21 protein-coding genes are annotated in these 24221 nt (G+C 71.7%); 14 read left to right on the forward strand and 7 right to left on the reverse strand.

Annotation, left to right across the window (positions count from 1 at the left end):
- Positions 1-9 precede the first annotated feature (9 nt).
- The gene (locus tag ACSP97_RS24895) at positions 10-348 is read left to right on the forward strand and encodes a DUF6191 domain-containing protein (protein ID WP_440554326.1); all 339 of its coding nucleotides are present in this window, start codon (positions 10-12) and stop codon (positions 346-348) included.
- Here the strand turns inward: ACSP97_RS24895 and ACSP97_RS24900 are convergent.
- On the reverse strand, positions 345-1508 hold the full coding sequence (locus tag ACSP97_RS24900) for a PQQ-dependent sugar dehydrogenase (RefSeq protein WP_358273547.1): 1164 nt from the start codon (positions 1506-1508) through the stop codon (positions 345-347). The two genes, ACSP97_RS24895 and ACSP97_RS24900, sit on opposite strands and share 4 nt — an antisense overlap.
- Positions 1509-1560: 52 nt before the next feature.
- Positions 1561-2559, reverse strand: coding sequence for an aldo/keto reductase (locus ACSP97_RS24905; protein WP_382013315.1), 999 nt, complete (start codon positions 2557-2559; stop codon positions 1561-1563).
- Positions 2560-2635: 76 nt separating this feature from the next.
- Here ACSP97_RS24905 and ACSP97_RS24910 point away from each other — a divergent pair, with 76 nt between their 5' ends.
- From ACSP97_RS24910 to serA, 6 genes are all read left to right on the forward strand, one after another.
- Entirely contained in the window at positions 2636-3667 is a 1032-nt protein-coding gene (locus tag ACSP97_RS24910; RefSeq protein WP_355325392.1) for a 2-hydroxyacid dehydrogenase, read from the forward strand.
- Between the two features lie 196 nt (positions 3668-3863).
- The gene (locus ACSP97_RS24915; RefSeq protein ID WP_382013313.1) at positions 3864-7130 is read left to right on the forward strand and encodes a putative bifunctional diguanylate cyclase/phosphodiesterase; all 3267 of its coding nucleotides are present in this window, start codon (positions 3864-3866) and stop codon (positions 7128-7130) included.
- Positions 7131-7372: 242 nt separating this feature from the next.
- Entirely contained in the window at positions 7373-9223 is a 1851-nt protein-coding gene (locus ACSP97_RS24920; RefSeq protein ID WP_146469413.1) for an acetolactate synthase large subunit, read from the forward strand.
- A gap of 22 nt (positions 9224-9245) precedes the next feature.
- Entirely contained in the window at positions 9246-9770 is a 525-nt protein-coding gene (ilvN, locus tag ACSP97_RS24925; protein ID WP_070023055.1) for an acetolactate synthase small subunit, read from the forward strand.
- 129 nt (positions 9771-9899) lie between these two features.
- The gene (gene ilvC / locus ACSP97_RS24930) at positions 9900-10898 is read left to right on the forward strand and encodes a ketol-acid reductoisomerase (protein ID WP_180329287.1); all 999 of its coding nucleotides are present in this window, start codon (positions 9900-9902) and stop codon (positions 10896-10898) included.
- A 250-nt stretch (positions 10899-11148) separates the two neighbouring features.
- Positions 11149-12738, forward strand: coding sequence for a phosphoglycerate dehydrogenase (gene serA / locus ACSP97_RS24935; protein WP_070023053.1), 1590 nt, complete (start codon positions 11149-11151; stop codon positions 12736-12738).
- A gap of 61 nt (positions 12739-12799) precedes the next feature.
- Here the strand turns inward: serA and ACSP97_RS24940 are convergent, their stop codons facing one another.
- Positions 12800-14263, reverse strand: a complete 1464-nt coding sequence (locus tag ACSP97_RS24940; RefSeq protein ID WP_440554330.1) for an MFS transporter — start codon at positions 14261-14263, stop codon at positions 12800-12802.
- A 98-nt stretch (positions 14264-14361) separates the two neighbouring features.
- Between ACSP97_RS24940 and ACSP97_RS24945 the strand changes: the two genes are divergently transcribed.
- Positions 14362-14961 carry a TetR/AcrR family transcriptional regulator gene (locus ACSP97_RS24945; RefSeq protein WP_440554332.1) on the forward strand — a complete coding sequence of 200 codons (600 nt, stop codon included), beginning with the start codon at positions 14362-14364 and terminating at the stop codon, positions 14959-14961.
- Positions 14962-14985: 24 nt separating this feature from the next.
- Here ACSP97_RS24945 and ACSP97_RS24950 read toward each other — a convergent pair whose 3' ends face one another.
- The gene (locus tag ACSP97_RS24950) at positions 14986-15126 is read right to left on the reverse strand and encodes a hypothetical protein (RefSeq protein WP_364731680.1); all 141 of its coding nucleotides are present in this window, start codon (positions 15124-15126) and stop codon (positions 14986-14988) included.
- An 82-nt stretch (positions 15127-15208) separates the two neighbouring features.
- Positions 15209-15880, reverse strand: coding sequence for a DUF4097 family beta strand repeat-containing protein (locus tag ACSP97_RS24955; protein WP_440554334.1), 672 nt, complete (start codon positions 15878-15880; stop codon positions 15209-15211).
- 227 nt (positions 15881-16107) lie between these two features.
- Here ACSP97_RS24955 and ACSP97_RS24960 point away from each other — a divergent pair, with 227 nt between their 5' ends.
- Entirely contained in the window at positions 16108-16827 is a 720-nt protein-coding gene (locus ACSP97_RS24960) for a helix-turn-helix domain-containing protein (protein ID WP_382014076.1), read from the forward strand.
- 46 nt (positions 16828-16873) lie between these two features.
- Here the strand turns inward: ACSP97_RS24960 and ACSP97_RS24965 are convergent, their stop codons facing one another.
- Together ACSP97_RS24965 and ACSP97_RS24970 are read right to left on the reverse strand one after the other, a co-directional pair.
- Entirely contained in the window at positions 16874-17698 is an 825-nt protein-coding gene (locus ACSP97_RS24965; RefSeq protein WP_440554336.1) for an alpha/beta fold hydrolase, read from the reverse strand.
- Positions 17699-17749: 51 nt separating this feature from the next.
- On the reverse strand, positions 17750-19093 hold the full coding sequence (locus ACSP97_RS24970) for a PucR family transcriptional regulator (RefSeq protein ID WP_440554338.1): 1344 nt from the start codon (positions 19091-19093) through the stop codon (positions 17750-17752).
- 165 nt (positions 19094-19258) lie between these two features.
- Here ACSP97_RS24970 and ACSP97_RS24975 point away from each other — a divergent pair, with 165 nt between their 5' ends.
- The 5 genes from ACSP97_RS24975 (at position 19259) to ACSP97_RS24995 (ending at position 24106) form a co-directional block, all read left to right on the forward strand.
- Entirely contained in the window at positions 19259-20185 is a 927-nt protein-coding gene (locus tag ACSP97_RS24975; RefSeq protein WP_358273555.1) for a proline dehydrogenase family protein, read from the forward strand.
- A 38-nt stretch (positions 20186-20223) separates the two neighbouring features.
- Positions 20224-21855, forward strand: coding sequence for an L-glutamate gamma-semialdehyde dehydrogenase (pruA, locus tag ACSP97_RS24980; protein WP_355151657.1), 1632 nt, complete (start codon positions 20224-20226; stop codon positions 21853-21855).
- Positions 21856-22024: 169 nt separating this feature from the next.
- Entirely contained in the window at positions 22025-22570 is a 546-nt protein-coding gene (locus ACSP97_RS24985) for a GNAT family N-acetyltransferase (protein ID WP_440554340.1), read from the forward strand.
- Between the two features lie 258 nt (positions 22571-22828).
- Positions 22829-22960, forward strand: a complete 132-nt coding sequence (locus ACSP97_RS24990; RefSeq protein ID WP_086025501.1) for a hypothetical protein — start codon at positions 22829-22831, stop codon at positions 22958-22960.
- Positions 22961-23062: 102 nt separating this feature from the next.
- Complete coding sequence (locus tag ACSP97_RS24995) at positions 23063-24106, forward strand: 3-isopropylmalate dehydrogenase (protein WP_355151653.1); 1044 nt, start codon at positions 23063-23065, stop codon at positions 24104-24106.
- The last annotated feature ends 115 nt before the right edge of the window (positions 24107-24221 follow it).

A 24221-nucleotide genomic window follows, 5' to 3' on the forward strand; every position in this document is an offset into this window, starting at 1 on the left:
AGAGAAACCGTGTTCGATGCCTTCAGCGAACTGTTCACACCCGGCCGCAAGCACACCCGGGAGGAGCAGAACCGCCTCGAACTGACCCGTGAGCAGGTCGGCGACAGCGACCCGGGCCGCGGCCCGATAGACCTCACCTCCGGCAAGGCGGTCATACGCCTGCCGGCCGCCGAGCCAGAGGCCGCCGAGGAGGAGACGGCCGAGGAGGAGACGGCCGAGGAGGAGACGGCCGAGGAGGAGACGGCCGAAGAGGAGACGGCCGAAGAGGAGAGCGACAGGGAGGAGAACGAGGGGGAGGGCGAGGGTGAGGAGAGCGACGGGGAGGACGAGCCTTCGGAGAGGCCCTAGCTCACCCGGAGTTCCAGGATGCGGTCGTCGCCCTTCTTCGGGTGGCCGCGGCCGTCGGTGTTGTCGGTGATCAGCCACAGCTTGCCGTCGCCCGCCGGGGCCACCGTGCGCAGCCGGCCGTAGGTGCCGGTGAGGAACGCCTGCGGCGCGGCCGCGGCCCGGGTACCGCGCAGCGGGATGCGCCACAGCCGTTCGCCCTTCAGCGCGGCCATCCAGATCACACCGTGGACGTAGGCGATGCCGCTGGGGGAGGCGTCGTCGGTGTGCCACTGGGCGATCGGGTTCTGGAAGCGGGGGTCGGAGGACCTGCCCTCGGCGTCGGGCCAGCCGTAGTTGCCGCCGGGCTTGATCGCGTTCAGCTCGTCCCAGGTGTCCTGCCCGAACTCGGAGGCGAACAGCCGCTGCCGGTCGTCCCAGGCGAGGCCCTGGACGTTGCGGTGGCCGTACGAGTAGACCGGGGAGTCGGGGAAGGGGTTGCCGGGGGCAGGCTCGCCGTCCGGCGTCAGCCGGAGGATCTTCCCGCCCAGTGAGTTCTTGTCCTGGGCGAGCCCGCGCTTGCCGCTCTCGCCGGTGCCCGCGTACAGCATCCCGTCCGGGCCGAACGCGATCCGGCCGCCGTTGTGGATGGGGCCCTTGGGGATGCCCTTGAACACCGTGTCGGGAGCGCCCAGTTGCTCACCGGCCGGTTTGCGCGGGTCGTACAGCATGCGGACGATGCGGTTGTCCGAGGCGGAGGTGAAGTAGGCGTAGACCATGCGGTCCGACGCGTAGTGCGGGGAGAGCGCGATGCCCAGCAGACCGCCCTCGCCCGCCGGGGAGACCCCCGAGACGGTGCCCAGTTCGGTCGTGCGGCCGGTGTCCGGGTCGACGCGGGTGATCGTCGCGTCGTCGCGGGCGGAGACCAGCAGACCGCCGTCGGGCAGCACCGCCAGGCCCCATGGCGACTTCAGGTTCCCGGCCACCGTGCGCAGCACCCGCACCGAGCCCTTGGCCGGTGCCGCCGACTCGGTCGCCGGGGAGGCCGGCGCGGTGCTCGGGGGCACCGTGCGCGGCCCCTGGCCGGGGAAACCCACTCCTCCGGACGAGCCGGACGAACAGCCCGCCGCCAGCAGCAGGGCGGCGGCCAGCACGGCCGGCACAGCTCGACGTCGCACGATCATGATCCCTTCGGAGCGGCGTTCCAGCGGCAGGTCTTCCCCTGCCCAGGGTCCCTCAGTCCCAGGATCCCTGCGCCGCGGGCAGCCGCGCGATCTCGGCCAGGTCCGCCGCCGACAGCCGCAGCCCGGCCGCCGCCGCGTTCTCCGCGGCCCACCGCTCCCGCTTGGTGCCCGGCAGCGCGACCACATGGCGGCCCTGCGCCAGCACCCAGGCCAGCGCCACCTGCGCCGGGGTGACCTCCGGGCCGTGCCGCCGGGCGACGCGGCGCAGACCGGCGACGATCGGCTGGTTGGCCGCCATCATCTCGGCGGTGAACCGGGGATGCCGGGCGCGCACGTCGTCCGGTTCGAAACCCTCGCCCGGGGTGAGCGTGCCGGTCAGGAAGCCGTTGCCCAGCGGCATCGCCGCGAGGAAGCCCACGCCCCGCGTCTCGCACCACGGCAGCAGCGCCCGCAGCGCCTCCGGCGACCACACCGACAGCTCGGCCTCGACCGCGGCCACCGGGAACACCTGCTGCACCCGCTGCAACTGGCGCAGTGTGCCGTCGTACAGGCCCGCGCCCGAGCGGCGTCCGCCGCGCGCACCCAGGGCGCACAGGCCCAGCGCCCGCACCTTCCCCGCCCGCACCAGCTCCGCCATCGCGCCCCAGGTCTCCTCGATGGGCACCTCGGGATCGGGGCGGTGCAACTGGTAGAGGTCGATCACATCCGTCTGCAACCGGCGCAGCGAGGCGTCGCAGGCCCGCTTCACATACCCCGGGCGGCCGTTGGCCACGATGTGCTGCTCGCCCACCAGCAGCCCCACCTTCGTGGAGACGAAGGCCTCCGCGCGCCGCTGTCTGAGCACCCGGCCCAGCAGCAGCTCATTGGTGAACGGGCCGTACATGTCCGCGGTGTCCAGCAGGCTCGCCCCCAGGTCCAGCGCCCGGTTGACGCATCGGAGCGACTCGTCACCCCGCCGCCTGGACCCGCTGTACGCCCAGCTCATCGGCATGCACCCGAGTCCGACGGCCCCCACCGCGAGCGCCCCCGCGCCGATCGTCCTGCGCTCCACCTGCTCTGGAACCTCCCTTAGCCCGGCCCCCAACCTAACCTCTGCGCTCGCGCGTACCTGACATAGCCTCCTGACCATGAGCGAAGACGTGTGGCTCCCCCTCCCGCCGGAGGAGATCGAGGGCCTGCCCGAGCGGTTCCGGTATCTGTTCTGGGACGGCGGGCAGGACGGCGAACAGGCATTTCCCGGCGACCCGGCGCGGTGCGTGATGTACGTGGTGCCGTACATGGCGCCCCTGCCGGTCCGGGTCCGCCCGCTGGAGCGGCTGACCAATCTGCGGGTCATCCAGACGCTCACCGCGGGTGTGGACGACATGACCGCGAACCTGTCGTCCATCGCGCCCGGCGTCCGGCTGTGCAACGCCCGCGGCGTGCACGAGGCGAGCACCGCCGAGCTGGCGCTCGCCCTGACCCTGGCCGCGCTGCGCGGCATCCCGGACTTCGTGCGGGCGCAGCAGGAGGAGCGCTGGGCGAGCGGGTTCCGGCCGGCGCTCGCCGACAAGAACGTGCTCATCGTCGGCTACGGTCCCATCGGCGCCGCCATCGAGGACCGGCTCACGCCCTTCGAGGTCGCGCGGGTGGCACGCGTCGCACGCTCCCGGCGCACTACGGCGCGTGGTCTTGTGCACGCGACCGAGGACGTGCTTTCGCTGCTTCCGGACGCCGATGTCGTGATTCTGTCCACCCCCCTGACCGATGCCACCCGCGGACTGGTGGACGCCGAGTTCCTGGCGCGGATGAAGGACGGGGCGCTGCTCGTGAACGTGGCGCGCGGTCCGGTCGTGGACACCGGGGCGCTCCTCGCCGAACTGGAACGGGGCCGGATCACCGCGGCCCTGGACGTCACCGACCCCGAACCGCTGCCGCCGGGCCACCCCCTGTGGCGGGCCCCCGGTGTGCTGATCAGCCCGCACATGGGTGGTCCTTCCTCGGCTTTCCTGCCGCGCGCCAAGCGGCTGCTGGTCGACCAGCTGACCCGGTTCGCGCACGACGAGCCACTGCGGAACGTGATCCTCACGACCGGTACGGACCCGGCGGAAACGGTCTCCGAGGCCCCCGGCGGAACAGATCCGGCGGCCCCGGACAGCCCCGGAACGAACGGGCGTTAAGGCGTTTCCGGCACCCTCCGCGACCTCTCGGACGCGGCCCGTGCCCGCATCGCCGCTGGTCGTCACGGAGCGTAGAGAAGCTATGTCCCTGAGTGACGATACTGGTGTATCGTCCCGACAGGGGCAGCGCCGCAGACCACGGCGCCGGGGATGACATTCCAGAACTGCGAGGGGGGCGACGGGCGATGCACGGCCTATGGACGAACGATCCGACGCGGCGGAACCGCCGACGGCGGCCCTACCGCACGGCCGCGCGCAGACGCGGTCATCACACCGGCCACCACATCCACCACCCGCGCCGGCCGGCCGGGCGGCGCAAGCACGCCCACCCGGCGCACCGGGACCGGCGCTACGCCGGCGCGTCCACCGGGAGGCCCCGGTGAACGCGCCCACCACGGTGACCACCACCATCGACGAAGAGGTGCGCGCACCGCACCCGCGGCAGGACCCGGAGCCGCGCGGACCGGTCCGCTCGGAACGCGTCCGCGCCACCGAACAACTCGTGCTCGCCCTGGTCTGCGCGGCGTACGCCGTCGGCGCCGCGTTCGACTGGGGCACGGACGAGATCGCCCTGGTCATGGGCGACTTCGGGCTCAGCGCCGCGGCCGGGATCGCGGCCGTCTCCTGCTTCCTGTACGCCCGCGGCCGGCGGGTGCGCTTCCGCTCGGCCTGGCTGCTGTTCGGCCTGTCCTCGACCATGGCCTGCCTCGGCAACGCGGTCTGGGGGTGGTACGAGGTCGTGCTCGGCCGGCCCGTGCCCAACCCGTCGTACGCCGATCTATTCTTCCTGTGCTTCGCGCCGCCCGCCATCGTGGGTCTGCTGGTGCTCGCCAAACGCCCGGTGAACAGGGCCGGCTGGATCTGCCTCGGACTGGACGCCTGGCTGATCGGCGGCTCGCTGCTCACCCTCTCGTGGAGCCTCGCGCTCGCCCAGGCGGCCCGGTTCGACGGGCCGAGCGTGGCCCACACCGCGCTGTCGCTGGCATACCCGCTGCTGGACATCGTGCTCGTCAGCATGGTGCTCGCGCTGCACTTCCGCCGGGCCCCGGGCAACCGCACGGCGGTCAACACCGCGATCGGCGCGCTCGCCCTGACCGTGATGTGCGACGCGCTGTTCACCTCGCCGCTGCTGCACAGCAGTTACCGCTCCGGGCAACTGCTGGACGCGGGCTGGTTCGCCGGCTCGCTGCTGCTCGCCTACGCCCCCTGGGCCGCGCCCCGGCCCGGGAGCGCGCCGCGCGTCGAAGCGGTGGAGGAGCACGCCCGCGCGATCCCCGAGCAGCAGTCCGGAGGGCGCGCGACCGGCCACCACCCCGGCCTCGCGCCGGTGCCGGGCGCCGAACACGGCCGCTACCCGGCGGGCCGGCCGCTCACCGGCTCGCTCGCCGCGCTCACCCCGTACCTCGCCGCGGCCGTGTGCACGCTGGGCATCCTGTACAACGTCCTCAACGGCCGCAGGCCCGACCACGTGGTGCTGATCACGGCGGGCTGCGTCGTGCTCGCGCTGGTGATCCGCCAGGGCATCATGCTGCTGGACAACATCACCCTCACCCAGGAACTGGCGCAGAAGGAGAACCACTTCCGCTCCCTGGTGCAGGGGTCGAGCGACGTCATCATGATCGCCGCGCCCAACGGCATACTGCGCTACGTCTCCCCGGCCGCCGCCGGGGTCTACGGCCGCCCCGCCGAGGATCTGGTGGGCAGCGAGCTGGCCGCCCTGATCCACCCCGAGGACCTGGGCTGCGTGGTGCACGAGGTGCGCCGCTTCCTCGCCGCCAGCCCGGCGGAGGAGCCCACCACCCGCATCGAGTGCCGCTTCCGCTCCGGCGGTGGGGGCACCGCCCGCTCGGGCGACGCCGAGAGCGGGGAAGGCTGGCTGAACGTCGAGTCCACCGTCAGCCGGCACCACGGCGGGCTGATCTTCAACAGCCGGGACGTCACCGAACGGGTGCGCCTCCAGGCCCAGTTGCAGCACAACGCGGAGCACGACCCGCTCACCGACCTGCCCAACCGCGCCCTGTTCACCCGGCGCGTCCAGCAGGCCCTGTCCGGGCGCCGGGCCACCGACCGGGGCGACGCCCTGCGGGGTACGGCGGTGCTCTTCATCGACCTCGACGGCTTCAAGGCCGTCAACGACACCATCGGGCACCAGGCCGGCGACGAACTCCTGATCCAGGCCGCCCGCAGACTCCAGGACGCGGTCCGCCAGGGCGACACCGCCTCCCGGCTGGGCGGCGACGAGTTCGCGGCCCTGATCGTCGGGGACGGCACCCACGACCGGGAGGCCCGGGAGCGCAACATCCTTGAGCTGGCCGACCGGCTCAGGACGACCCTGTCCCAGCCGTACGCGATCGACGGCAGGGACGTCCGGGTCAACGCCTCCATCGGGGTCGCCTTCGCCGAGCCCGGCCTCGGCGCGGGCGAGCTGCTGCGCAACGCCGACCTCGCGATGTACCGCGCCAAGTCGGCCGGAAAGGGCCGGGTCGAGCTGTACCGGCCGCAGATGCAGCAGGACGTCGTACGCAAGGCGGAGCTGGCCAACCGGCTGCGCGCCGCGTTGCACGACGGCGAGTTCACCCTGCTGCACCAGCCGGTGGTGCGCCTGGAGGACGGCCGGATCACGGCGGTCGCCGCGCAGGCCCGCTGGCGCTCCGCGCAGGGGGTGCTGTTCACCCCGGCGGAGTTCCTGCGGGTGGCGGAGGACGGCGACAAGACCGCCGAGCTGGACCGCTGGATCCTCCAGGAGGCCGTCGCACGGGCCGCCGAACGGGCGTCGAACGGGTTCGTCGTACCGGTGGCGGTGCGGATGAGCGCCCGGCGGCTGCTGGACCGTTCGCTGCCGCCGGGCTCGGTGGAGACGCTGCTGACCCGGCACGGGCTGCCGCCCGGGGCGCTGGTCATCGAGCTGTCCGACACCGACCCCGGGCTCGGTCTGGACGAACTGGAGCGGCGGCTGACCGCACTGAACCGGCTCGGGGTACGCATCGCGCTGGACGGCTTCGGCAGCGGCCAGGCGGCCATCACCGCCCTGCGGCGGCTGCCCGTGGACATCCTCAAGCTCGACCGGAGCCTGGTCGAGGGCGTGGTGGAGTCTGCCCGGCTGCACAAGATCACCAGCGGGCTGCTGCGGATCGCCTGCGACCTCGGGCTCCAGTCGGTCGCCGAAGGCGTGGACCTGCCCGAGCAGGCGGTGGCGCTGCGCGCGATGGGCTGCACGCACGGCACCGGCATGGCCTTCTCCGGGCCGCTGGACGAGTACCGGCTGCGCCGGGCGCTCGGCGCCGGGCCCTGCGCGGTGCCGCACGCGTCGGCCGAACCGGCGTTCGCGGGCCGGGCGAGAGACGTGCAGGGGCGTCTCGGCGCGAAGGGCGCCGCGGGGGTGTACACCGGAGGAGTACCCGCTGTTTTCGGAGGCGGCAGCGCCCTTCGCTCACATTCTGAGACTCCCGTCCCACCTACTTGACACGTGGTGCGTGCCGGGTGGAGGGTCAGTTCCATGCGCACCCGAATTCTCGTACTTGGACAGCGCGTCGGCTGAGCTGGGACCCACCGGAAGGCGATCCGGAATCCCCAGCGACCCTCACCGGCGCGCTCCCCTCGCTTGCCTTACGGCACGAGGGGTTTTTTGTTGCACGAGTGACCCTCGTGCGACACCCGAACTCCGCCCGAACTTCGCAAAAACCTCAGCATCGAGAAGAGAAGCCGATGACCGAGCAGGCCACCGGGGCCCATCATCCGCAGCCCCGGCCCCGATCCGGAGGACAGCACTCCGCCCCCGTCGAGCACGTCACGGGCGCGCAGTCCCTCATTCGCTCCCTTGAGGAGGTCGGCGCGGACACGGTGTTCGGCATTCCCGGCGGCGCGATCCTCCCGGCGTACGACCCGATGATGGACTCCACCCGGGTGCGCCACGTCCTGGTCCGCCACGAGCAGGGCGCGGGCCACGCGGCCACCGGCTACGCCCAGGCCACCGGCAAGGTCGGGGTCTGCATGGCGACCAGCGGCCCGGGCGCCACCAACCTGGTCACCCCCATCGCCGACGCCCACATGGACTCCGTTCCGCTGGTCGCGATCACCGGCCAGGTCGCCTCCTCCTCGATCGGCACGGACGCCTTCCAGGAGGCGGACATCGTCGGCATCACCATGCCGATCACCAAGCACAACTTCCTGGTGACCAAGGCCGAGGACATCCCCCGGGTGATCGCGGAGGCCTTCCACATCGCGTCCACCGGCCGCCCCGGCCCGGTCCTGGTCGACATCGCCAAGGACGCCCTCCAGAAGAAGACGACCTTCTCCTGGCCGCCGGTCATGGACCTGCCCGGCTACCGTCCGGTCACCAAGCCGCACGCCAAGCAGATCCGCGAGGCCGCCAAGCTGATCACCGCCGCCCGGCGGCCCGTCCTCTACGTCGGCGGCGGCGTCATCAAGGCGGGGGCCACCGCCGAGCTGAAGGTCCTCGCCGAACTCACCGGAGCGCCCGTCACCACCACCCTGATGGCGCTCGGCGCGTTCCCCGACAGCCACCCGCTGCACGTGGGAATGCCGGGCATGCACGGTGCGGTCACCGCCGTCACCGCGCTGCAGAAGGCCGACCTGATCGTCGCCCTCGGAGCCCGCTTCGACGACCGCGTCACCGGCAAGCTGGACAGCTTCGCCCCGTACGCCAAGATCGTCCACGCCGACATCGACCCGGCCGAGATCGGCAAGAACCGCGAGGCCGACGTGCCGATCGTGGGTGACGCCCGCGAGGTCATCGCCGACCTGGTCCAGGCCGTGCAGAAGGAGCACAGCGAGGGCCACAAGGGCGACTACAGCGCCTGGTGGCAGGACCTCAACCGCTGGCGCGAGACCTATCCGCTCGGGTACGACCTGCCCGAGGACGGCTCGCTGTCCCCCCAGGCCGTGATCGAGCGCATCGGACGCCTCGCCCCCGAGGGCACCATCTTCGCGGCGGGCGTCGGCCAGCACCAGATGTGGTCCGCGCACTTCATCCAGTACGAGCACCCCGCCACCTGGCTGAACTCCGGCGGCGCCGGAACCATGGGCTACGCGGTGCCGGCCGCCATGGGCGCCAAGGCCGGCCGGCCCGAGCGGACCGTCTGGGCGATCGACGGCGACGGCTGCTTCCAGATGACCAACCAGGAACTGACCACCTGCGCCCTGAACAACATCCCGGTCAAGGTCGCCATCATCAACAACGGTGCCCTCGGGATGGTCCGCCAGTGGCAGACCCTCTTCTACAACCAGCGCTACTCCAACACCGTGCTGCACAGCGGCCCGGACGACGTGAACCCCGAGGCCCGGGGCACGCGGGTGCCGGACTTCGTGAAGCTGGCCGAGGCGATGGGCTGCGTGGGCCTGCGCTGCGAGCGCCCGGAGGACCTGGACAAGGTCATCGAAGAGGCCAACTCCATCAACGACCGCCCGGTCGTCGTGGACTTCATCGTCCACCAGGACGCCATGGTGTGGCCGATGGTCGCCGCCGGCACCTCCAACGACGAGATCATGGCCGCCCGGGACGTCCGCCCCGACTTCGGCGACAGCGAAGACGACTGAGCGAGAGAGACGTAAAAAGACCATGTCCAAGCACACGCTCTCCGTCCTGGTGGAGAACAAGCCGGGCATCCTGGCCCGCATCGCCGCCCTGTTCTCCCGCCGCGGCTTCAACATCGACTCGCTCGCGGTGGGCGTCACCGAACACCCCGACATCTCCCGCATCACCATCGTGGTCGGTGTCGAGGAACTGCCGCTGGAGCAGGTCACCAAGCAGCTCAACAAGCTCGTCGAGGTGCTGAAGATCGTCGAGCTGGACCCGGCACAGGCCGTCCAGCGCGAACTCGTCCTGGTGAAGATCCGCGCGGACAACGAGACCCGCTCCCAGATCGTGGAGATCGTCCAGCTGTTCCGCGCCAAGACCGTGGACGTCTCCCCGGAGGCCGTGACCATCGAGGCCACCGGGTCCAGCGAGAAGCTGTCCGCCATGCTCAAGATGCTGGAGCCGTTCGGCATCAAGGAGCTGGTCCAGTCCGGCACCATCGCGATCGGCCGCGGCGCCCGTTCCATCACGGACCGCTCGCTGCGCGCCCTCGACCGGTCCGCGTAGGACCGGGTACGACCGCATACGGGCGGCCCCCGATGGCCGCCGCCCGTATGCCGAGACCCCCGAACCACCTCACCGCTCACCGGCATACGGTGGGACGCACCACCTGCACACATAGGGAGAGAACCCAAAGTGGCCGAGCTGTTCTACGACGCTGACGCCGACCTGTCCATCATCCAGAACCGCAAGGTCGCGGTCATCGGCTACGGCAGCCAGGGTCACGCGCACGCCCTGTCGCTGCGCGACTCCGGTGTCGACGTCCGGGTCGGTCTGCACGAGGGCTCCACGTCCAAGGTCAAGGCCGAGGAGCAGGGCCTGCGCGTGGTCACCCCGGCCGAGGCCGCCGCCGAGGCCGACGTGATCATGATCCTGGTCCCGGACCCGATCCAGGCCCAGGTCTACGAGGAGTCCATCGCCGCCAACCTGAAGGACGGCGACGCCCTGTTCTTCGGTCACGGCTTCAACATCCGCTTCGGCCTGATCAAGCCCCCGGCCGGCGTGGACGTCTGCATGGTCGCCCCCAAGGGCCCGGGCCACCTGGTCCGCCGCCAGTACGAGGAGGGCCGCGGCGTGCCCTGCATCGCCGCCGTCGAGCAGGACGCCTCCGGCAACGCCTTCGCGCTGGCCCTGTCGTACGCCAAGGGCATCGGCGGCACCCGCGCCGGCGTCATCAAGACCACCTTCACCGAGGAGACCGAGACCGACCTCTTCGGCGAGCAGGCCGTGCTGTGCGGTGGCACCGCGGCCCTGGTCAAGGCGGGCTTCGAGACCCTGACCGAGGCCGGCTACCAGCCGGAGATCGCCTACTTCGAGTGCCTGCACGAGCTGAAGCTGATCGTGGACCTCATGTACGAGGGCGGCCTGGAGAAGATGCGCTGGTCCATCTCCGAGACCGCCGAGTGGGGCGACTACGTCACCGGCCCGCGCATCATCACCGACGCCACCAAGGCGGAGATGAAGAAGATCCTCGCCGAGATCCAGGACGGCACCTTCGCCAAGAACTGGATGGACGAGTACCACGGCGGCCTCAAGAAGTACAACGAGTACAAGAAGCAGGACTCCGAGCACCTGCTGGAGACCACGGGCAAGCAGCTGCGCCAGCTGATGAGCTGGGTGAACGAGGAGGCGTAAGCCTCACGTCAGGGGGCCGGGGCATGCTGCTCCGGCCCCCTTTCGCCACGACCTCCCGACATGACTCCACTATGGAGTTCCCCGTCCGGGTGATCCTTCCGCAGCGGCGCAAAACGACGACCGCGGCGCCACTAGACTGCTGCACAACAAACGCGTCAGGCCCACAGCGTCGTGCGTCTTCCACGCGGCTAGCACCCCTCCGCCAGCGGCCGTCGGGACGGCCGTCCGCATTGGACTTGTGAGGACCCACGTGAGCTCGAAACCCGTCGTACTCATCGCCGAAGAGCTTTCGCCCGCGACCGTCGACGCCCTCGGCCCGGACTTCGAGATCCGGCACTGCAACGGAGCCGACCGGGCGGAGCTGCTGCCCGCCATCGCCGACGTCGACGCGATCCTGATCCGTTCCGCCACCAAGGTCGACGCCGAGGCCATCGCCGCGGCCAAGAAGCTGAAGGTCGTCGCCCGGGCCGGCGTCGGCCTGGACAACGTCGACGTCTCCGCCGCCACCAAGGCCGGCGTGATGGTCGTCAACGCCCCGACCTCGAACATCGTGACCGCCGCCGAGCTGGCCTGCGGTCTGCTCCTGTCCACCGCCCGCAACATCCCGCAGGCCAACGCCGCGCTGAAGAACGGCGAGTGGAAGCGCAGCAAGTACACGGGCGTGGAGCTGGCCGAGAAGACCCTCGGTGTCGTCGGCCTCGGCCGCATCGGCGCCCTGGTCGCGCAGCGCATGTCCGCCTTCGGTATGAAGGTCGTCGCCTACGACCCCTACGTGCAGCCCGCGCGCGCCGCCCAGATGGGCGTCAAGGTGGTCTCCCTGGACGAGCTGCTGGAGGTCTCCGACTTCATCACCGTCCACCTGCCCAAGACCCCCGAGACCCTGGGCCTCATCGGTGACGAGGCGCTGCGCAAGGTCAAGCCGAGCGTGCGCATCGTCAACGCCGCGCGCGGCGGCATCGTGGACGAGGCGGCGCTGTACGCGGCGCTGAAGGAGGGCCGCGTCGCCGGCGCCGGCCTCGACGTCTACGCCAAGGAGCCGTGCACCGACTCCCCGCTGTTCGAGCTGGACCAGGTCGTGTGCACCCCGCACCTGGGCGCCTCCACCGACGAGGCCCAGGAGAAGGCGGGCATCGCGGTCGCCAAGTCGGTGCGCCTCGCGCTCGCCGGCGAGCTGGTGCCCGACGCGGTCAACGTGCAGGGCGGTGTCATCGCCGAGGACGTCAAGCCCGGCCTCCCGCTCGCCGAGCGCCTCGGCCGCATCTTCACCGCGCTGGCCGGCGAGGTGGCGGTCCGGCTGGACGTCGAGGTCTACGGCGAGATCACCCAGCACGACGTGAAGGTGCTCGAACTCTCCGCCCTCAAGGGCGTGTTCGAGGACGTCGTGGACGAGACGGTGTCGTACGTCAACGCCCCGCTGTTCGCTCAGGAGCGCGGTGTCGAGGTCCGCCTCACCACCAGCTCCGAGGCCACCGAGCACCGCAACGTGGTGACCGTGCGCGGCACCCTCGGCACCGGCGAGGAGGTGTCGGTCTCCGGCACGCTGGCCGGCCCCAAGCACGTCCAGAAGGTCGTGGCCGTCGGCGAGTACGACGTCGACCTCGCCCTCGCCGACCACATGGTCGTCCTGCGCTACGAGGACCGTCCCGGTGTCGTCGGCACCGTCGGCCGCATCCTCGGCGAGGCGGGCCTGAACATCGCCGGCATGCAGGTCGCCCGCGCCACGGTGGGCGGCGAGGCGCTGGCCGTCCTCACCGTGGACGACACGGTGACGGCCGCCGTGCTGGCCGAGGTCGCCGAGGAGATCGGGGCCACGTCCGCCCGCTCGGTGAACCTGGTCTGAGCACACCCGGACGCCGGACGGGCCGAGGTCTTCCTCGGCCCGTCCGGCGTTCGCGTATCCACTACCCGTCGGTCTTCCGCAGGGTCACGGCCGCCCCCACCGCGGCCAGCACCAGCAGCACCGCCCCCGCCAGCGCGGCGTCCCGCATCCCGGTGGTGAACGCCTGCCGGGCGGCGGCGAGCAGGGACTGCCCCGCCTCGCCGGGCAGCCGGGTGACGGCGGCGAGCGCGCCGCCCAGGGTCTCGCGGGCCCCGGCCGGAGCCGTGCCCGGCATCCGGTGCCGGTAGACCGCCGTACCGATCGACCCGAGGACCGCCATCCCGAGCGCCCCGCCGAACTCCGAGCTGGTCTCCAGGAGCGAGGAGGCGGTACCGGCCCGTTCCGTCGGGGCGCCGCTCATGGCCAGGTCGGTCAGCTGGGACATGATCGCGACCATCCCGCAGGCCAGCACGCCGGCCCCGGCCAGCACCAGCCACAGCGAGTCCGTGCCGAGCAGGGCGAGCAGCGCGAAGCCGCCCGCCATCGCGGCGAAGCCGCCCGCGACCACATGCCCCCGGTCCACGCCCCGCTGCACGAGCCGTGCGGCGAGGGGACCGGCGGCGCCGATGAACACCGAGGGCAGCAGGCTCCACAGGGCGGCCGCGAGCGGGCTCTTGCCCAGCACCGACTGGAGGTACTGCGTGGTGAAGACGGCCGAACCCATCATGGCGAGCGAGGCGACGAGGTTCAGCACCAGCGCAGGGGCGAAGCCCCGGCCCTTCAGCAGGGCGGGCGGGACCAGCGGGGTGGCGTGGGTGCGCTGGCGGTGCGTGAACAGGGCGGCGAAGAGCAGGCCGACGGCGACCGAGACGACGTACAGCGGGTGCAGGCCCTCGGAGGGGATCTCCTTGAGGCCGTAGATGACGGGGAGTACGGCGGCCAGGGACAGCGGCACGCTCAGCCAGTCGAAGGGGCCGGGGGAGGGGTTCTTCGACTCGGGCAGCAGCACCGGGCCGAGCACCAGCAGCAGCCCCATCGCGGGCAGGTTGACCAGGAACACCGAGCCCCACCAGAAGTGCTCGACCAGGACGCCGCTCATCACCGAGCCGAGGGCGATCCCGCCGGTCATCACGCCGGACCAGAGCCCGATCGCCTTCGCGCGTTCGGCCGGGTCGGTGAACATCGTGCGCAGCAGGGCCATGGTCGACGGCATCAGGGTCGCCCCGCCGATGCCGAGGAGCGCGCGGGCGGCGATCAGGGTGGTGGCGCTGCCGGCGTAGGCGGCGAGGAGCGAGGCGCCGCCGAACGCGGCGGCGCCCATGAGCAGGAGCCTGCGGCGGCCGATCCGGTCCCCGAGCGACCCCATGGTCATCAGCAGGCCGGCGAGCACGAAGCCGTAGATGTCGAAGATCCACAGCTGCTGGGTGCCGGTGGGATGCAGATCGGCGCTGATCGCCGGGGCGGCGAAGTACAGCACCGAGACGTCCATCGAGACCAGGAGCAGCGGCAGCATCAGCACGTAGAGGGCGGTCCATTCACGCTTCATGACAGGCAATGTACGAGCGTCTTAAACGCATGTCTAGAACGTTTGTATAAGTCATGTGTCTAGGACGGTTGTATGGAACGCGGGGTAGGCTGCCCCGCATGGGACATCGCGAGGATCTGCTCGAAGGCGCGAAGCGCTGCCTGCTGGAGAAGGGGTTCGTGCGGACGACGGCGCGCGACATCGTGAAGGCCTCGGGCACCAACCTGGCTTCCATCGGCTACCACTACGGCTCGAAGGACGCGCTGCTGGCGCAGGCGTACGTCGCGCTGGTGGAGGACGTGCCCCTGGCGGGCGGCGCGGGGATCAGTGCCGCCCCCGGTTCGCTGGAGCGGTTCCGCGAGGTGTGGTCGAACGTCGTCGACAGCCTGCGCGAGCCGGGCTCGATCTGGCGGCTCAGCGTGGAGATCCTCGCGATGGGCGATCAACTGCCCGAGGTGCGCGACCAGTTGTCCCGCGCACAGCGCGAGGCCGGCCGGGGCCTGGTCTCACTGCTGATGGGGGTGCCGGAGGAGGAGGTGTCGGACGGGACCGCCGACACCCTCGGCCGTTTCTACGTGACCCTGATGACGGGCCTCATCTCCCAGTGGACCTTCGACCCGAAGACCGCCCCGGACGCGGAGGCGCTGACGGAGGGGCTGCGGCAGGTGATGGCCGCGGCGAACTCCGCGCCCCAGGACCCCGATTCGGCCGAGGGGTGAACGCGGCCGACTCAACTCCGGTGGCTAGTGAGCCTGTTCGGGCCGTACGAACCGCTGGTGCGCAGGGACCCATTCGTCGCTTTGGCGGCGCAGCCGGCCTGCGCCGAGGCGCAGGGCCAGCGAGGCGTTGTGGGTGAGCGCCGCCTCGCCCGTGTGTTCCGTCATCCGTCGCTCCGCCTCGCTCCGGGTCGCCCGGTGCGACGACGGGCATGATGCCGTCCGTCGCCGCACCCTGCGGCCCCCGGTGTCACAGGCTGCGGGCGGTGATGTCGCCGTAGGCGGTGGTGGCGTGGATGCGCAGTGCGGCACCGGAACCGTCGGCGTTCTTCAGCGCGTTGTCGACACGGCCGTAGGAGGTGCCGGCGTCCAGGGTCGCGGAGACCCCGCGGGCGGCGCCGGCCGAGATGGCGCCGTGCTCGGTGCGCAGGGTGACGGTGCCGCCCATGGCCTCGGCGACCTGGAGGTCTCCCTTCCGGGTGCTGATCTCCGCGTCCGCGCCCAGCCGGCCGACCGAGATGTCGCCGGCCTGGAGGGCGAGGCGGGCGCTCGCGGTCTCGTCCAGCTTGACCGCGCCCTGCGCGCCCTCGAACACGACGTCCCCGAGCCGCCCGACGCCCCGGAACTCACCGCTCGCCGTCTTCGCCTCGACGCGCGAGCCGGCGGGCAGCTGGACGGTCACCTCGATGGAGCCGGACGGGCCGAGGACCCGGTTGCCCGCCGCGGGGACCTCGATCCGCAGCACCCCGTCGCCGTAGGCCACCTCGGTGCGCTCCGCCGCCTTGGCGTCCCGGCCCTTGGAGGCGTCGGCCGGACGGACCTCGACGGTGGTGTCGGCCCGGTCGGCGGCGATGAGCTGGACGCGTCCGGCGGGGATGTCGAGGACGACGGAGACGGGGGCGGGGGTGTCGAACTTCTGCATCGTGAACTCCTTGGCTTCGTTGTTTCCGATGATGGAAACGCTACGTTGCGTTCACGGTCCAGGCAACGACTTAGCCGCTCTGAATCCCTCAACATGCAGGCCAGGGCGCCTATTTCATTGCAATGGCGCTATGGGGTAATGCAACGTTGACCCCTCGATCGTTGCAATGAGTTGGGGCTGAACGCTAAGCTGCGGGCCGGGCACCACGGATGAGGGAGAAGAGCGCGATGCCGGGAGGCAGACTCACCCAGCAGGAACGCCAGCGGATCGCGCTGGGACTGGCCGACGGCCTCGCCTACGCGGAGATCGCCAGGCGCCTCGACCGTCCGACCTCGACCATCACCCGCGAGGTCATGCGCAACGGCGGCCCCACCGCCTACCGCGCCGAGGCGGCCCACCGCGCCACGGAGCGCCGCGCCCACCGGCGCGGACAGAGCGCGCCCCGGGACACGGAGCCGGCCGCGCGGCCCGACGGGCGCGACGCGCAGGCCGTGCGCGCGTACGAGGAGAAGCTCGCCGACGTCTTCATCCAGTCGGGGCTGCCCAAGATGATGGCGCGGGTGCTGGTCTGCCTCTACACCACCGACTCGGGCAGCCTCACCGCAGCCGAACTCGTCCAGCGCCTCCAGGTCAGCCCGGCGTCCGTGTCCAAGGCGATCGCCTTCCTGGACGGCCAGGGCCTGGTGCGCCGCGAGCGCGACGAACGCCGCCGGGAGCGCTATCTCGTGGACGACGACATCTGGTACCAGGCGATGATGTCCACCGCCCGCTCCAACGCCCTGGTCGTCGAGGTCGCACGGCAGGGCGTGGGCGTCCTCGGCCCCGGCACCCAGGCCGCCACCCGCCTCGAAAACGTCGCCCGCTTCGTGGACTTCGTCTCCGAGAGCATCACCCGGGCGGCGGAACAGGCACGGGAGGTCCTCTACACGCGGCCCGAGGACGCGTAGCCGGGTCCGGCTCAGGGCCCGCGCCGCCCGGGCGGGCCCTCGTCGCTCACCTGGTCGAGGCCACGAAACGGTCGGGGTCGTCCAGCCACGGGTAGTGGCCCGCGCCCTTCTGGACCACCAGCTCCGCGCGAGGCAGGAGCGCGGCGAACTCCGCGACCACCGCCGGCGGGGCGCCCGGATCGACCTCGCCGGCCAGCAGCAGGACCGGGGAGGTGAAAGCCGCGAGGGCGGCCCGCGTCGCGGCCGGGTCGAACGCGCCCGGCGCGCCGTACGCGGCGACGACCTCCGGGTCCAGCCGCTCGTCCCCGGCCGCCTGATGGGCCCGCGCCGCCGCGTCCCAACGGCCGTACGAGAACGGCGCGACGGCCTGCCAGGCGTCGTCCGTGGCGCGGCCCGCCGCGATCTCCTCCAGCGCCGCGTACGCCTCGGGGAACCACGGCTCGCCCGCGCGCAGCCGCGCGGTCGCCAGTCGCAGCTCCCCGTCGATGGCCAGGCCCACGGCCCGGACGCTCGGTGTGACCAGGATCAGCGAGCCGACGCGGTGCGGATGGCGGCTCGCGTACAGCGCGGCCAGGTTCGCGCCCGCGCAGTGCGCCAGCACGTCCACGCGGTCCAGGCCCAGGTGCTCGCGCAGGGCCTCCACGTCGGACACCATCCGGTCGCAGCGGTACGACGACGTGTCCCGCGGTGTCGCCGAGCCGCCCGTGCCCCGCGGGTCCAGCCTGATCAGCCGCCGGTGCGCGGACAGCCCGCCCAGGTCGCCCAGGTACACGGAGTCCGTCGGGCCGCCGGGCAGGCAGATCAGCGGGCTGCCCTCCCCGGCGACGTGGTAGGCCAGTTGGGTCCCGTCGTGCGCGAGGAAGGAAGGCATGGCCGAAACCCTTGCAGGGGGCGCCGGTCGGGGCAACCGAATACCCCGCCCCTACAGCCGCGCCCTCTTCAGCGCCATGTGCAGCAGCAGCCGGTCCTCGCCGTCGTCCAGGTCCAGGCCCGTCAGTTGTTCCACGCGGTTGAGGCGGTAGTAGAGGGTCTGGCGGTGGACGCCCAGTTCCGATGCCGTGCGGCCCGCCTGGCCCGCGCAGTCCAGGTAGACCTCGGCGGTGCGGGCCAGCTCCCGGTGGGCGGGGGAGAGGAGCGCGCCCGCCACCGGGTCGTGGACGGACTCCGGCGGGAGCGCGGTCAGCAGGCGGTACGGCCCGATGCCCCGCCACTCGGCGACCGGCCCGAGGCGCGGCTCGGCCAGCGCCGCCCGCGCCGCCGCGCGGGCCTCCTGCCACACCGTGCCCAGCTCGGCCAGACCGGTGCGCGGGTCCCCGACACCGGCGGCGGGACCGGCCGGCCCCGCCGCCGCCGCGAAGCCGCCCGCCCCGGCGATCCCCGCCGCCACCGCCGCGGCCACCGCCGCACCGGCCCCCCGCCCCGCCGTACCCTTCTCCCGGACGCCCGCGTCCGCACCCTCCCGCGTCCTCGCCGCCGTGGCGCCCCGCGCGCCCTCCGCCTCCGCCAGCACCCGCGCCGCCGCGGCCAGCGCCGGCGCGCCCACCGTCGTGGAGCGGAGCCGTACCAGCACCGCGAGGCTCTGCCCCGCCGCGCCCCAGGGAATCGTGCACAGCGCCGCCGCGTGCGGGATGGAGCGGGCGGACGGCGCGTCGTCCGGGTCGGGGGAGGGCCAGGGGGCCACGCACACCAGCGTGTGCGGGCCGTCCGCGCGCGGCCCCAGCGCCGTGCGCAGTTCGGCCACCGCCATGTCCCGCTGCCAGCCGCTCTCCGCCGTGAGCACCGCCCGCAGCTCCCGGCCCAGGCCGGCCCCGGCCTCCGCCTCGTCCGCGAGCAGCGCGCCGATCCGGCCGGCCACCCGCATCGCCGCGGCCAGCTGGGCGTCCGTCGGGCCAGGGTCGCCGTCGAGCAGCCAGACGTAGCCGAGGACGACCCCCCGATGGCGCACCGGCAGACAGATCCGGCCGCGGTAGACCCCGGCCTCGGGGCTCGGCGGGATGCGCACCGGGCCGGTCGCGCGGGTGATGCCGAAGCCCTCGAACCAGGAGCGCACGGTCGCCGTGGAACGCCGGGTCAGGATCGAGCGGGTGCGCACCGGGTCCAGCGCGGACGCGTCCAGCTCGTCGTCGCTGTCGTACGCGCCGAAGGCGATCAGCTCGAAGTCGCGGTTCTCCAGGGTCGCCGGGACCCCCAGCAGCTCCGAGATCTCGTCCACCAGCTCCTGGTAGTCACCCTTGTAATCCGCCGCCACTCGGGCATTCTCCCCCATTTTCCGGCCACCTTCATACAGATGTCTGAGATCCCGGGCACGGATGCGTGACAGCTGTCGATGGTTGACGATCACGAGGGTCCGTAGGTTTCACGGTGGTTCTCCGTGCCGTACCCGAACCGTCGGGTGATGGCCTCTTTCGGTGCTTGTCTGTGGAGGTGCCCCGTGCTGGGTCCCGTGATTCTCGCCGCGTCGCGCAGCGACCGGATGCGACGTCTGATCTCGGCGGCCCCGGTGACCAAGCAGGTCGTCGACCGCTTCATCCCGGGGGAGACGGTGGCCGACATCGTCCCGATCATCAAGGACCTGACGGGCAAGGGCCTGGAGCTGACGATGGACGTCGTCGGCGAGGACATCACCACTCCCGAGCAGGCCGCGGTCGCCCGCGACGCCTACCTGGCGCTGATCGACCACCTCAAGGAGCTGGAGCTCGGCGAGAAGGTCGAGATGTCGGTGAAGCTGTCGATGTTCGGACAGGCGCTGGAGGGCGGCCACGAGCTGGCGCTCGCCAACGTCCGGCCCGTCGTCGAGGCCGCCGCCGCCATCGGCACGACCGTGACGCTGGACGCCGAGGACCACACCACCCTCGACTCGATGTTCGCCATCCACGAGGAGCTGCGGAAGGACTTCCCGCAGACCGGCTGCGTGATCCAGGCCTATCTGTTCCGCACCGAGGCCGACGCCAAGCGCCTGGCCGAGGCCGGCAGCCGGGTCCGCCTGGTCAAGGGCGCCTACAAGGAGCCCGCCGAGGTCGCCTACCAGCAGAAGCACGAGATCGACAAGGCCTACGTGCGCATCCTGAAGACGCTGATGGAGGGCGAGGGCTACCCGATGGTCGGGTCCCACGACCCGCGCCTGATCTCCATCGCGCAGGAGCTCGCCCACAAGGCCGGTCGTAAGCTCGACGAGTACGAGTTCCAGATGCTGTACGGCATCCGCGGCGACGAGCACCTGCGACTGGCCGCCGAGGGCCACCGCATGCGCGTCTACACGGCGTACGGCACGGACTGGTACGGCTACTTCATGCGCCGTCTGGCGGAGAAGCCGGCGAACCTGCGCTTCTTCCTGCGCAGCATGGTCAGCAAGGGCTGAGCCCCACCACCCGCTCACGTACAAGGAGTTCGGATCTCATGGACGCTGTGACCCAGGTCCCCACCCCCGTCAACGAGCCGGTGCACGGCTACGCCCCCGGCTCGCCCGAGCGCGCCCGCCTGGAGGCCAAGCTCAAGGAGCTGGCCGAGAACCCGGTCGACCTGCCGATGACCATCGGCGGCGAGAAGCGGATGGGCGGCGGCGAGCCGTTCCAGGTGGTGCAGCCGCACAACCACAAGGCCGTCCTCGGCACCGGCCGGCACGCCACCCAGCAGGACGCCCGGGACGCGATCGACGCCGCCCTGGCCGCCGCCCCGGCCTGGCGCGCGATGTCCTTCGACGACCGCGCCGCGATCATCCTGCGCGCCGCCGAGCTGCTGTCCGGCCCGTGGCGCGAGACGATCGCCGCCTCCACCATGCTCGGCCAGTCCAAGACGGCCCAGCAGGCGGAGATCGACAGCCCCTGTGAGCTGGTCGACTTCTGGCGCTTCAACGTGCACTACGCCCGCCAGATCCTCGCCGAGCAGCCCCCGGCGAACTCCCCGGGCGTGTGGAACCGTCTGGACCACCGCCCGCTGGAGGGCTTCGTCTACGCGATCACGCCGTTCAACTTCTCGGCGATCGCGGCCAACCTGCCCACCGCCCCGGCCCTGATGGGCAACGTGGTGGTCTGGAAGCCGTCCCCGACCCAGACCCACGCCGCCGTGCTGCTGATGCAGCTGCTGGAGGAGGCCGGTCTGCCCAAGGGCGTCATCAACCTCGTCACCGGCGACGGCATCGAGGTCTCCAAGGTGGCCCTGGAGCACCGCGACCTCGCGGGCATCCACTTCACCGGTTCGACCAAGACCTTCCAGTACCTGTGGAAGACGGTCGGCAACAACATCGAGAAGTACCGCTCGTACCCGCGTCTGGTCGGCGAGACCGGCGGCAAGGACTTCGTGGTCGCCCACCCGAGCGCCGACCGCGCCGTGCTGAAGACCGCGCTGACCCGTGGTGCCTTCGAGTACCAGGGCCAGAAGTGCAGCGCCACCTCCCGCGCCTACATCCCGGCCTCCATCTGGAACTCGGGCTTCAAGGAGGCGTTCGCGGCCGAGGTCGACTCGCTCGCCATGGGTGACGTGACGGACCTGTCGAACTTCATCGGCGCCGTCATCGACGAGCGCTCCTTCGCCAAGAACAAGGCCGCGATCGACCGTGCCAAGGCCGACCCGACCTGCACCATCGTCGCGGGCGGCAGCTACGACGACTCGGTCGGCTACTTCGTCCGCCCGACCGTCATCGAGTGCACCGACCCGGAGAACGAGGTCTTCACGACCGAGTACTTCGGCCCGATCCTCGCCGTGTACGTCTACGAGGACGACAAGTACGACGAGATGCTGACCCAGATGGAGTCCGTCTCCGACTACGCCCTCACCGGCTCGGTCATCGCCAACGACCGTGCGGCGGCGGCCTACACGATGGAGAAGCTCCGCTTCGCCGCGGGCAACTTCTACATCAACGACAAGTCGACCGGCGCCGTCGTCGGCCAGCAGCCCTTCGGCGGCGGCCGCGCCTCCGGCACCAACGACAAGGCCGGTGCCCCCCAGAACCTCCTGCGCTGGACGCTGACCCGCGCCATCAAGGAGGCCCTGGTCGCCCCGACCGACTACACGTACCCGCACATGGGCTGATCCTCGCCCCACCCGAGCGACGGGCCGGGAAGTCTGCCACCGAGCAGACTTCCCGGCCCGTTTCCAATGTCCCGCGGCGTGATGACGAACGGATTCACCCTCCACCCGCCCCCGCCGCACAGCCGGTAAAGGTCTCGACCGTGCACCGCCCGGTCGGAACAATGCCGGCATGACCGACCGGATCCGTCTCGCGCACACCGCGGACCTCAGCCCCGACGAACTCACGGCCGCCCGGGCCCTGTTGGACGACGCCTTCGAGGGGGACTTCGCCGACGAGGACTGGGACCACGGGCTCGGCGGGATGCACGTACTGATCCATGACGCGGCCGGGCTCGCCGCCCACGGCTCGGTCGTGATGCGGCGGGTGCGGCACGCGGGGCGCTGGCTGCGCACCGGGTACGTCGAGGCCGTCGCCGTACGCGCCGACGTCCGGCGCACCGGGCTCGGCGGGCGGGTGATGGCGGAGCTGGAGCGGGTGATCGAGCGGGCCTACGACCTCGGCGCGCTGGCCGCCAGCGAGGACGGCGCCCTGCTGTACACCGCCCGCGGCTGGCGGCAGTGGGCGGGGCAGGTGCACGCCCTCTCGCCGGAGCAGGGGATCGTCCGGCTGGGGGACGACGAGGGCTTCGTCTACGTCTGGCCCCCGACGCTCGCCAAAGCCCTCGATCCCGCGGGCGCACTGGTCTTCGACTGGCGCGACGGTGATGTGACCTGACGGCGAAACTCCAGCTCAGAGGGGGGTGAGCCGGTTCGCCGTCTCAGATAGTAGGAAGTCCGAGTAATGATGCAGACAGACGCGGGCCGCTCCCTTAGCTTGGAAGAAGCCGAACGTCTCGCTCGATCCAGCGATTGGCGGTCGTGAGCCGGGCCCTGTGCAGGCAACCCCTGCGGCCTTCGCGCTCCCCGCCTGCTCCGGCGTCTCGAACACCCCCGTCATTGCCGTACTCCCTTCATATCCGAGGAGTCGATTCCCATGGCCGAGACGACCGTCCGCCGCCGCGTCCGCCACGTGTCCCGCACGAGTGAGTCCGACCGCAAGAACGCCGCCGCGGCCCTCCAGCGCGCCCTCGACCGCCGGGACAACGGCGGCCAGACCGGCCACTGAACCCCCGCCCGCACCACTCGCGCCACGCCGTGGCGCCGACACGGGCCGTCCGGATGGTGGACGGCCTGTGTCATCACCTGGGACGAGGGGTAGGGTGCCCGCATGTCTCGCAGCATCAATCTCGCAGTGATCCCCGGTGACGGCATCGGCCAGGAAGTCGTGGCCGAGGGTCTCAAGGTCCTCTCCGCCGTCCTCCCGGGTGACGTGAAGCTGGAGACCGAGGAGTATGACTTCGGCGCCAAGCGCTACCACGCCACCGGTGAGACCCTCACCGAGGCGGACCTGGAGCAGCTGAAGCGGCACGACGCGATCCTGCTCGGCGCCCTCGGCGACCCGTCCGTGCCCTCCGGCGTCCTGGAGCGCGGCTTCCTGCTCAAGCTCCGCTTCGCCTTCGACCACCATGTCAACCTGCGGCCGAGCAAGCTGCTCCCGGGCGTGGCCACCCCGCTCGCCGGCCAGCCGGAGATCGACTTCATCGTCGTCCGGGAAGGCACCGAGGGCCCGTACACCGGCAACGGCGGCACCATCCGCCAGGGCACGGAGCACGAGATCGCCACCGAGGTGTCCGTCAACACGGCCTACGGCGTCGAGCGCGTCGTCCGGGACGCCTTCGCCCGCGCCCAGGCCCGCCCGCGCAAGAAGCTCACGCTGGTCCACAAGAACAACGTGCTGACCTTCGCCGGCCACCTGTGGTCGAACACCTTCAACAAGGTGGCCGAGGAGTTCCCCGAGGTCACCACCGACTACCTGCACGTCGACGCGGCCACCATCTTCCTGGTCACCCAGCCCGAGCGCTTCGACGTGATCGTCACCGACAACCTCTTCGGCGACATCATCACCGACCTCGCCGCGGCCATCTCCGGCGGCATCGGCGTGGCCGCCTCGGGCAACATCAACCCGAGCGGCGCGTTCCCGTCCATGTTCGAGCCGGTGCACGGCTCGGCCCCGGACATCGCCGGACAGGGCAAGGCCGACCCCACCGCCACGGTCCTGTCCGTCGCCCTTCTGCTGCGCCACCTCGGCTACGACGCCGAGGCCGAGCGCATCGACGCGGCGGTCGCCGCCGACCTCGCCGAGCGCGCCGGCCGGCCCGCTCGCAGCACGTCCGAGATCGGCGACGCGCTCGCCGCCCGAGTAGCCGGCTGACCCGGCGCTCCACGCAAGAAGCCGCCGGGTCGGACGACCACCCGGCGGCTTCCGTATGTCTCCGCCGGGTAGGAACCCTCGACCCCCGGGCCGCCACCACCCGATTCCGTCGACC

The organism is Streptomyces sp. SCPE 10 (genome assembly GCF_051980735.1).
Classification (GTDB): Bacteria; Actinomycetota; Actinomycetes; order Streptomycetales; family Streptomycetaceae; genus Streptomyces; species Streptomyces misionensis.